Raw genomic sequence first — 9,218 nt, forward strand, 5'->3', positions numbered from 1 at the left:
CGCGGAGTGGACCGGTTTCGGGGTGGTCGCCGCTGCACTGGTCATGTAGGTGGTGGGCCGCGGCGCCGGGAGGCGGACGCGCGCCCGTGAGGGCGGCACCGGGTCCGGGCGCGGCGCGCGCCGCGCGGCGGAGCCCGGCGCCTCCCGGCCGGCCCTCGGCGGCGAGGGTTCCGGGGAGGACAGGGGCCGTGAGAAGCGACCGGCGGCAGGGGCGGCCGACACGGACGATTTCTCGGACATCGAAGCGATTCTGAAGAAACACGGCATCTGAATCCGGTGAACCGTGCGCGCGCGGTGGTGTGTTGAACCGCGCGGCGCTCCGCTCTGCGCCATCATCGCGGCGAGATGCGCGACACCACCGACACACCCGAGAGCTCCGCCCCCGGCACCCTGCGCGAGACCGGGCCCGGTACTCGGCCCGGCGGACCTGCCGCCGAACAGCCCGAGCCCCGCGGCTGCCTGTTCGCCCTCTCCCAGCCGCCGCTGATGCTCTTCCTGGCCGTCGTCGGCGCGCTGGTCTTCCTGACGGCGGTGCACGACCTGTTTCTGCTCTGACCGCCGCGTCCCGGCCTGGGGGGGGCGCCGCCGCGCCCGCCCCAGGTCAGCTCTCGGAGGCCTCGCGCCGCCGCGCCCGGTAGGCGGCCACGTGCAGACGGTTGCCGCAGGTGCGGCTGTCGCAGTAGCGGCGCGAGCGGTTGCGGGACAGGTCCACGAAGGCGCGGCGGCAGTCGGGGGCGGCGCATCGGCGCAGCCGCTCGCGCTCCCCGGCGACGATCAGGAAGGCCAGTGCCATGCCGCCGTCCGCGGCGAGGTGGTCGGCGAGGGAGGCGCCGGGGGCGAAGTAGTGGATGTGCCAGTCGTAGCCGTCGTGGTCGGTGAGCCGGGGCGTGGTGCCGGCGGCGGCGACCAGTGTGTTCACGAGCTCGGCCGCACGGTGTGCGCCGGAGGCGGCGAAGACCCGCCCGAACTCCTCGCGCACGTTCCGTACGGCGGCCAGGTCCGCCCCGTCCAGGTCACCCACGTCGCTGACGGCGTTGCGCTCGACGAAGGCGCGCAGCGCGCCGACATCGGTGAGCATGTCGGGGGAGTGCTCGTCGGGCGCGGTGTTCAGGAGGTCGACGACGATGTCGAGAGCGCACCGGGTGTCATGGTTGATCAGCACGGTCGTCGCTCCCTGGCCGGTTCCTCGTCGGCAGCCCTGCGGGCCTTGCTGCGGTGAGACTCTAGCCTCTCCCGGACACGGCGGCGGGGGGGGGCCGGGGGGGGGGGGGGGGCCGCCCGGGGGGGGGGGGGGGGCCCGGCCGCCCCCCGTCGCCGGGCGGGAGGGGCCGGGTCCCGAGCCGTCGCCCCGAGTCGGACGGCAGCGGGAGACCGGTGCCTGTCAGCTCTCCGCGAGGATGTGGGAGAGCTCGGTGTCGAGGTCGAAGTGCCGGTGCTCGGTGCCGGGGGGGACGGCGGCGTCCGTTCGCTTGAGGAAGGATTCCAGGGCCCGCGCGGGGGCCTCCAGCAGCGCCTCGCCCTCCGGTGAGCTGAGGGCGATGCAGACGACGCCCTGGCCGTGGCTGCGGGACGGCCAGACACGGACATCGCCGGTGCCTGTGGGACGGTGCAGGCCTTCGGCCAGGAGATCGCGGGCGAAGACCCACTCGACGGTCTCCTCGGCGCCGGTGTGGAAGGTGGCGTGCACGGCGTAGGGATCGGCCGTGTCATACCGCAGGCCCGCGGGTACAGGCAGGGAGGACTCGCTCGATACAACGAGGCGCAGGTGCAGCTCGCAGCTGACCGTGGTGTTCATAAGCGCCAGGGCCTTTCGCTCAGTGTGCGCTCGGGGATTCGCACGTCGGCGAAATCGACATGCCACCCACAGGAGGGTTGTAAACCCCTCTGTCCCTTTTGCTTCCCTTCGCATCATTCAGATGGAGGAATGGGGATTTAGCAGGTGGTCTGTTCGGGCGAACGGGGTGGGAGTCTCGGGTAATCTGGGGCGCGTGGAAACCGAGAGTAAGGAACGGGCCCTCGGTTCACGGGCGCCGCGCTTCGTCAAGGCGTCCCGGGCGCTCCATCTGAGCTGGCAGGTGGGGGTCTTCCTGGTCGGGCTCGCCATCGTGTCCGCGGGAGTGCTGATGCTGGCGCTGCCGGGGCCGGGCTGGCTGGTGATCTTCACGGGGCTGGCGGTCTGGGCCACGGAGTTCGTCTGGGCCCAGATCGTCCTGCGGTGGACGCGGCGGAAGGTCTCCGAGGCGGCCAGGCGCGCACTCGACCCGAAGGTGCGGCGCCGCAACGTGACGCTCACGGTGTTCGGCGTGGCCGTCGCCGCGGTCCTGGTGGGCCTGTACCTGGCGCGGTACGGGATGGCGATGCCGTGGGACATCGCGACCTGAGCCGGCGGGAGGCCCGGCGGCGGACGCGGGGGGCGTCACGGGCAGTCGCTGACATGCGGTAATGTTGTCGCCGCACCCGGGCGATTAGCTCAGCGGGAGAGCGCTTCGTTCACACCGAAGAGGTCACTGGTTCGATCCCAGTATCGCCCACCGAAGGTCGGGGCGCCCGGGGGGGGGGGCGCGGCCGGGGGGCCCCCCCCCGGGGGGCCCCGACCTCTTCGTATCCGCCCGCACACGCTCCGGATGCCCGCCGGTGAATTCCGTCCGAACCGTTGACGCCTCTGCCGTGCATCCCTAAGTTAACCCGGCAAGCGCTTGCCTAAAACGTTTCAAACAACCGGGGTGGCGGGACGAACCCGCCCGGGAGGGGCGTTTCGATGAGTTCTCGATGGAGCAGGGTCACGGGTCTGCGGGCCCTGGGGGCCGGCCTGGCCGCGCTGGGGCTGCTCGCCTCCGGGTGCGGCGGCGACGGCGGAGGTGCGGACGGCAAGGTGACCATCCGCTACTCCTGGTGGGGTGCGCAGGACCGGGCCGACCTGATCAACAGGACCATAGACCTGTTCGAGAGGGAGAATCCCGACATCGAGGTCAAGACCGACTTCCAGGAGTACGGCGACTTCTGGACGAAGTTCAACACCCAGGCGGCGGGCGGCAATCCGCCGGACGTCTTCCAGAACTCCTACGCCTTCCTGCGCAAGTACGGCCGGAAGAACCTGCTGCTGGACCTCAACGCCCAGGTGAAGGCGGGCAATCTGAACCTGGACGACTTCCGCCAGGGGCTCGGCGGAGCCGGTGAGATCGACGGGAGGCTCCTGGGCGTGCCGGTGGGGGCCAACACCTTCACCCTCGTCTACGACGTCAAGGCGTTCGAGGAGGCCGGCGTCACCCCCGAGCACGGCTGGACGTGGAAGGACTTCGACGCGGCCGTCAAGAAGATCAGCGAACCCGAAGAGGAGTTCTGGGGCGCCAGCAGCAACGGCGGCGTGATGTACCTGTACGACCTCTACCTGCGCCAGCAGGACAAGGCATTCTTCACCGAGGAGGGGCTGGGCTTCACCGAGGCCGACCTGAGGAAGTGGTGGGGCGACCACCGCGCCAAGCTCGACGACGGCCTGCTCGTCCCGGCCAAGCAGGCCGCGCAGGTCCTGCCCAAGTCCGAGATCAGCGCCGGTCTGTCGGCCGCCGAGTTCACCTGGGACAACTTCCTGGCGCGCTACACCTCCGAGACGGACAGGGAGCTCGCCCTGGCGCCGATCCCGACCATGGAGGGCGAGCGGACCGCACAGTACCTCTCCTCGCTGATGCTCAGCGCCTCCGCCCGGACCGAGCACCCGGAGGAGGTCGCCAAGTTCATCGACTTCATGGTCAACACCCCCGAGGTCGGGAAGATCATGGGTTACAACCGCGGGGTGCTGCCGACCAACGCGCAGTTCGAGGCCTACGAGCCCAAGGGGCCCGACGCCAAGATCGCCGAGTACGAGGAGAGCGTCACCGACTACCTGGAGCCGATCACGCCCCACCCGGCCGGGACCGACACCGTCGAGGCCGCCTTCCTGAGCATCTACCGCTCGATGGCGCAGGGCACCGTCTCCGTCGACGAAGCGGTGTCCCGGTTCTTCGACGAGGCCAAGACAGCCCTCGGCTCCTGACCCGGGGAGAACGTCCCGTGATGCGTACCGAAACCCCCCCACCGGCCGGGGAGGAGGGGGAGCGGGCGGCGAGGAGCCCCCGCTGCCCCGCCCCCTCCTCCACCGCCCCCTCCTCCCGGCCCGCCGCCACCGCGCGGCGGCGGGCCCGCCGGGAGACCCTGGCCGGCTACCTGTTCCTCTCCCCGTGGTGCGTCGGCATCCTGCTGCTGACGCTGGGGCCGATGCTCGTCTCGCTCTATCTGGCCTTCACCGACTACAACCTCTTCGACTCGCCCCGCTGGGTGGGCCTGGAGAACTTCTCCGAGATGTTCTCCGACGACCGCTGGTGGACGTCGGTGCGGGTCACGGCCGTGTTCGTGCTGATCGCCACCCCGCTCAAGCTCGCGGTCGCGCTCGGCGTGGCGATGCTGCTGGTGCGGCCCCGCAGGGGGCAGGGCTTCTACCGCTCGGCGTTCTACGCTCCCTCGCTGATCGGGGCGAGCGTGAGCATCGGCATCGTCTGGCGGGCCCTGTTCCAGGACGACGCGGTCGTCGACCGTTCCCTGAGCCTGTTCGGCTGGGACGGCGGCGGCTGGGTCGGCGACCCGGACTGGTCGCTGCCGACGCTGATCGCCCTGTCGGCCTGGCAGTTCGGCGCGCCGATGGTCATCTTCCTGGCCGGCCTCAAGCAGGTGCCGCGCGAGCTGTACGAGGCGGCCGAGGTGGACGGCGCCGGTGCCTGGCGGCGGTTCCGCTCCATCACCCTGCCGATGATCTCCCCGGTGCTCTTCTTCAATCTGCTGCTGGAGATCATCCACTCCTTCCAGATCTTCACCTCCGCACTCGTGATCGCCGGACCGGGCGGACGCGCGGGCGGCCCCGGCGACTCGCTGCTCGTCTACACCTGGTACCTGTACGAGCAGGGCTTCTCCAACCTGCGCATGGGCTACGCCTCCGCGATGGCCTGGATGCTGCTCGCCGGGATCGCCCTGGTGACCGCCGTGCTGTTCTGGTCCCAGCGCCGCTGGGTGCACTACGAGGAGGGGGGCCGATGAGCGCGCCCACCGGCACCGCCCGCACAACCCGCCCGATCCGCCCTCCGCGCACCGGCGCGGGCGCCTCGGCGCGCCGCAGGGGGCGGCCGGTCCTGTGGCACCTGGGGGCCCTGGCCCTCCTGTCCGTGGTGCTCTATCCGGTGGTCTGGGTGCTGGGTGGCTCCCTCAAACCGGGAGACGAGATCGTGGGCAGCCTCGAACTGCTGCCCACCGACCCGATCACCGACAACTACGAGCGGCTCGCCGACGGGATCGCGGGCATCGGCATCGAGACGTTCTTCGTGAACTCGCTGCTGGTCGCGCTGGGGTCGGTGGCCGGCGTGCTGATCTCCTGCTCCCTGGCCGCGTACGCCTTCGCCCGGATCCGCTTCGCGGGGCGCAACGTGCTGTTCGCGCTGATGATCGGCACCCTGCTGCTGCCCGTCCACGTGCTGCTGGTGCCGCAGTACGTGCTGTTCCAGAAGATGGAGCTGATCAACACCTATGTGCCACTGCTGCTGGGCAAGTTCCTGGCGGTGGACGCCTTCTTCGTCTTCCTGATGGTGCAGTTCATGCGCAACCTCCCCCGGGAACTGGACGAGGCGGCCCGCATCGACGGCTGCGGCCACTGGCGGATCTACTGGACGATCGTGCTGCCGCTGTGCCGCCCGGCGCTGATCACCAGTGCCATCTTCAGCTTCATCTGGGCCTGGAACGACTTCCTCGGGCCGCTGATCTACCTCAACGAGCCCGACAAGTACACGGTCTCGCTCGGCCTGAAGATGTTCATGGACCAGGACAGTCTCGCCGACTACGGAGGCATGATCGCCATGTCGGTCGCGGCCCTGCTGCCGGTGCTGCTGTTCTTCCTCGCCTTCCAGCGCTACCTCGTCGAGGGCGCGGCCACCTCGGGGCTCAAGGGATGAGCGGGACGAGCGCCGCGGCGGGCACGGACCGGCGGCCCCCCGCCGCCCGGTTCGCGCTCTTCGCCGAGTGTCTGCTGGCCGGGGTGTGGCTGCTGCTCGCCGCGCTCGCGCTGGTGACGGCGCTGCCCGCGTTCGCCGCCGGCTGCGGGCATCTGCGGCGGTATCTGGACGCCGAGCAGGCCGGATGGCGGGAGTTCGCCGCCGAACTGGCGGCCGCCGTACGCACCGGCTGGCGGTTCTCGCTGCTGTGGTGGGCCGTCCTGGCGCTGCTCGCCTTCGACCTGCGGATGGTCTCCTCCGGGCTGCTGCCCGGAGGCCCCGCGGTGATCGCGGTCGGCGCCACGGCCACCGCAGCGGCGGCGGCCGTGGTGGTGGCCGGGCTGCGCACCGCCGCCGCCTGGCGGCCCGGCGAGGGCTGGTCCGGTACCGGCCGGGCCGCCGCGCGGCGCACCCTGAGCACCGAGCCGGGCGGTTCGCTCCTGCTGGCCGGAGGGTTGGCCGTGACCGGCGTCGCCGCCTGGATGCTGCCGCCCCTGATCGCCCCGGCGCTCGGCTGCCTGGCCGCCTGCGCGGTCGCCGTCGAGCGGCGGTACGGCCGCACCTGACCACCGGCGGTCCGCTCCGGCTCACTGCGGACGGCCCGCTCCGGCCGTCCGGTTGCCCGTCCGGCCACCGCGGCCGTTTCCCGCAGGCCGCGCCGACGAGCAGGAGCAGCGCGCTCGGGGCGGCACCGGACCGGTGAGCGGCGGTGCGCACCGTGGGCGGTGGGCGGGAGGCGGGGTTCGGTATGCGCGGGCCGCGCCGTCCGCCGGGGGAGGGTTCGCAGGGAGCGCGGAAAGGAGTTTGGATGAACACCCGGGATCCCTGTATGGTTCTCGTCGTGCCGCAGGCACCGCAAGGGCGATTAGCTCAGCGGGAGAGCGCTTCGTTCACACCGAAGAGGTCACTGGTTCGATCCCAGTATCGCCCACCATAGAAGGCTTACTAGAACATGGGGCCGAATCAACGCCCCCTAGCAGGACTTCGATGGTGTCCAACACAGGACCCTTCCCCGACTGGGGGAGGGTCCTGCTGGTGTTTGGGGCCTCGGATTGCTGCTCGGCAACCTGGACTGCGTGGAGCCGTGAGAACGGCTCCTTGAGGTCGTGTTCGGCGACCTGGTCTTCGTCGACGTAGAGGCCGTGGAAGATCGCTTGGTTCAGAAGGCGTCGCTGGTCGTCATCGCACCGGCGATACAGCTCCTGGGGGTTCTCCAGCAGCCTCAGGCAGACGTCGATCAGGCGGGCGCCCTCGGACAGGTCTTGGCTGGCCTCTGTGAGTCGTTCCTTGAGGTGCTGTCGCTGACGCTCGATGTCGCGCAGCTTTGCCTTGATCTTGGCTTGCGGGAGGGTGCCGTCGGCCGCCAGCTCAAGCAGGTTCTCTTCGCCTGCGTCGAGTGCCTGTAGCTGTGGGGTCTGTCAAACGTTCGGCTCTGTCTCACTTCCGGTGGTGACGGAGAGTGGTTGTCATCCGAGGATGATGCGGTGGCGAAGCAGGGGGAAGCCTGCTCGTCCGTGCATCTGGCGCGCGATTCGCTTGGTCTTGGTGTTGACTCCCTCGGTGGGGCCGTTGCTGTAGGGCAGTGTGAGTGCGGCGATCACGGCGTCACGGTCGCGGTCCAGGCCGCGGGTGAACGCGTGCAGATGGGGCAGATCGACTGCGCGGACCTGGGCGATCCAGCACGTGAGTGCGTCGGCGTTTCCCGGCTGAGGCTTCAAGAGGGGGGCGAAGTCTCTGACGGCTGCGGCCAGGTGGGTCATCTCGGGGCATGCGGCGGTGAGCCTGGCCAGGAGCTCGTGTTGCTCGGTCTTGAGGTTGCCGGGCCTGGTCAGGAGCATCCGGGCGAGTCGGCGCGGGGAGATGTGGCTGCGGTCGGCGTCCGCGCGGCCCTGATTGATGTACTTGTGCAGGAGGTTCAGGCAGCCGGTGAAGCCGAGGGCCCTGATCTCTTCGAAGAGGCGCGCGACGGGGACGGCGGGGTCCTCGGCCCGGCGTGTGCGCAGGTGCTCGCGGTAGGGATCGACGAGGCCGGCACGGTACTTGGGGACGCGGAGCATGCGCTCGGGCCGGTCGGCCCGGGCGTAGCGCTTGACGGTGTTCAGGGCCAGCTGCAGCCGGCGGGCGCACTCCAGCAGGCCCACCCCTTGGTCGAGCAGGCCGTGGACCTGGTGCCAGCGCTCCAGAGTCGTCTGCGCGCGAGGCCCGTCGTAGAGGGGCGCGTCCAGCACGGCCGCCCAGCAGCTGCTGTGGGCCTTGACCTCGCTCAGAGCGGCTTCGCACAGGTTGTGCCACAGATGCCACCGGTCGGCGACCTGCACCGCGCCGGGCAAGGCGCGACGGGTGGCCTCGGCGTAGGTCGCGGAGCCGTCGCGGCACACCACCTCGACGCCCGGATGCTTGCGCAGCCAGGTCTCCAGCGTGTCGGCCGTGCGGTCGGGCAGCACGTCGATCCGCTCATGGGTCTCGGCGTCGATCACCACGGTGGCATAGCGGTGCCGCCGGCGCAGGGCGAAGTCGTCGACACCGATCACGCGGGGCACCCGCCCGGTGGGCAGCGGGATCCGCAACAAGGTGCGCAGGGCCGTGTGATGCGAGAGGTCCACCGCGAGTACGGTCAGCAACCGCGCCCCCGCCCGGCCCGCTAACTCCTTCACCACGGCCTTGACCTGTCTGGTCAGGCGGGCCGTACGCCGCTGATACCGCTCCAGGACTCCGGGAACCTGTTCGCGGAAGGTCTGGCGGCAGCCGAGCGTGGGACACACCAGACGCCGCACCCGGACCCGCACCACCACCCAGCGCCCGTCGACCGGCACGTCGGCCACCGTCCGCAGTTGATGGCCGTGCACCCGCCCCGACGATGCCCCGCACGCCGGGCAGACCGCAGCGCCCCGCGGCGTTCGTGCCCGCACCACGATCCGCTTCCTCTCATCGATCACATCCTCGATGACCAGCGGGGACAGCCCCGAGAACACTGTCTGGACAAGCTCGTCGACATCCTTCACACGGACGTCAACGACCCTTGCGACTCTCCGTCACCACCGAATGTGAGACAGAGCCGAACGTTTTACAGTCCCGCTGCCGTCGTTTGTCGGCCGCCACTGAGGCTTTTCCATCATCGGCCTGAGCTGGCCAAATGCAGGGTGAGGACGGCTTGGATGAGGCTGGTGATCCGGGTGGTCGAGCATCGGATCTTGCGAAGGAGACGCCAGG

General features: G+C 70.5%; 10 protein-coding genes, 2 tRNA genes and 1 pseudogene. 9 read left to right on the forward strand and 4 right to left on the reverse strand.

The window, feature by feature from the left end; genetic code table 11:
* Nucleotides 1-345: 345 nt before the first annotated feature.
* Complete coding sequence (locus AC2CJA_RS19950) at nt 346-555, forward strand: hypothetical protein (protein ID WP_484604067.1); 210 nt, start codon at nt 346-348, stop codon at nt 553-555.
* A 46-nt stretch (nt 556-601) separates the two neighbouring features.
* Here the strand turns inward: AC2CJA_RS19950 and AC2CJA_RS19955 are convergent, their stop codons facing one another.
* Entirely contained in the window at nt 602-1,162 is a 561-nt protein-coding gene (locus AC2CJA_RS19955; RefSeq protein ID WP_484604059.1) for a CGNR zinc finger domain-containing protein, read from the reverse strand.
* Between the two features lie 219 nt (nt 1,163-1,381).
* Nucleotides 1,382-1,795 carry an SsgA family sporulation/cell division regulator gene (locus AC2CJA_RS19960; RefSeq protein WP_003959770.1) on the reverse strand — a complete coding sequence of 138 codons (414 nt, stop codon included), beginning with the start codon at nt 1,793-1,795 and terminating at the stop codon, nt 1,382-1,384.
* A 121-nt stretch (nt 1,796-1,916) separates the two neighbouring features.
* Here AC2CJA_RS19960 and AC2CJA_RS19965 point away from each other — a divergent pair, with 121 nt between their 5' ends.
* The 8 genes from AC2CJA_RS19965 to AC2CJA_RS20000 all read left to right on the forward strand — a co-directional run bounded on the left by AC2CJA_RS19965 (nt 1,917) and on the right by AC2CJA_RS20000 (nt 7,414).
* A complete protein-coding gene (locus tag AC2CJA_RS19965; RefSeq protein ID WP_484604060.1) occupies nt 1,917-2,381 on the forward strand; it encodes a TIGR02611 family protein in 465 nt (154 codons plus the stop codon).
* 78 nt (nt 2,382-2,459) lie between these two features.
* A tRNA-Val gene (locus AC2CJA_RS19970) sits at nt 2,460-2,531 on the forward strand.
* Between the two features lie 227 nt (nt 2,532-2,758).
* Complete coding sequence (locus tag AC2CJA_RS19975; protein WP_484604061.1) at nt 2,759-4,030, forward strand: extracellular solute-binding protein; 1,272 nt, start codon at nt 2,759-2,761, stop codon at nt 4,028-4,030.
* Nucleotides 4,031-4,050: 20 nt separating this feature from the next.
* Entirely contained in the window at nt 4,051-5,064 is a 1,014-nt protein-coding gene (locus tag AC2CJA_RS19980; RefSeq protein WP_484604062.1) for a carbohydrate ABC transporter permease, read from the forward strand.
* Complete coding sequence (locus AC2CJA_RS19985; RefSeq protein ID WP_484604063.1) at nt 5,061-5,969, forward strand: carbohydrate ABC transporter permease; 909 nt, start codon at nt 5,061-5,063, stop codon at nt 5,967-5,969. The genes AC2CJA_RS19980 and AC2CJA_RS19985 overlap by 4 nt, the downstream gene beginning before the upstream one ends.
* Nucleotides 5,966-6,574: a DUF624 domain-containing protein gene (locus AC2CJA_RS19990; protein WP_484604064.1), complete on the forward strand. Its 609-nt coding sequence runs from the start codon at nt 5,966-5,968 to the stop codon at nt 6,572-6,574. Before AC2CJA_RS19985 ends, AC2CJA_RS19990 begins: the two co-directional genes overlap by 4 nt.
* 293 nt (nt 6,575-6,867) lie before the next feature.
* Nucleotides 6,868-6,942, forward strand: a tRNA-Val gene (locus AC2CJA_RS19995).
* A gap of 172 nt (nt 6,943-7,114) precedes the next feature.
* A complete protein-coding gene (locus AC2CJA_RS20000) occupies nt 7,115-7,414 on the forward strand; it encodes a hypothetical protein (protein WP_484604065.1) in 300 nt (99 codons plus the stop codon).
* A gap of 60 nt (nt 7,415-7,474) precedes the next feature.
* Here the strand turns inward: AC2CJA_RS20000 and AC2CJA_RS20005 are convergent, their stop codons facing one another.
* Both AC2CJA_RS20005 and AC2CJA_RS20010 read right to left on the reverse strand, forming a co-directional pair.
* Nucleotides 7,475-9,010, reverse strand: a complete 1,536-nt coding sequence (locus AC2CJA_RS20005; protein ID WP_484604066.1) for an ISL3 family transposase — start codon at nt 9,008-9,010, stop codon at nt 7,475-7,477.
* Nucleotides 9,011-9,120: 110 nt separating this feature from the next.
* A pseudogene (locus tag AC2CJA_RS20010) lies at nt 9,121-9,218 on the reverse strand (IS5/IS1182 family transposase); the annotation flags it as partial.

The organism is Streptomyces sp. ATLC9, assembly GCF_057196705.1.